This is a genomic window from Marinicella rhabdoformis, from assembly GCF_009671245.1.
Taxonomy (GTDB): Bacteria; Pseudomonadota; Gammaproteobacteria; order Xanthomonadales; family Marinicellaceae; genus Marinicella; species Marinicella rhabdoformis.
The window spans coordinates 1-281 of the sequence record NZ_VTFS01000017.1 but is presented as its reverse complement, the minus strand read 5'-3'; the positions used below and the strand labels follow the sequence as shown (position 1 = coordinate 281).

At 55.5% G+C, this 281-nt stretch carries 1 rRNA gene; it reads right to left on the bottom strand.

The window, feature by feature from the left end:
- Positions 1-281: ribosomal RNA gene (locus FET73_RS15045) — 23S ribosomal RNA — on the bottom strand; the annotation flags it as partial.

Genomic DNA, 281 nt, shown 5'->3' with positions numbered 1-281 from the left:
GATCTCATCTTGGAAGAAGCTTCCCGCTTAGATGCTTTCAGCGGTTATCTCGTCCGAACATAGCTACCGGGCAATGCCACTGGCGTGACAACCCGAACACCAGAGGTTCGTCCACTCCGGTCCTCTCGTACTAGGAGCAGCTTTCCTCAAATCTCAAACGCCCACGGCAGATAGGGACCGAACTGTCTCACGACGTTCTGAACCCAGCTCGCGTACCTCTTTAAATGGCGAACAGCCATACCCTTGGGACCGGCTTCAGCCCCAGGATGAGATGAGCCGAC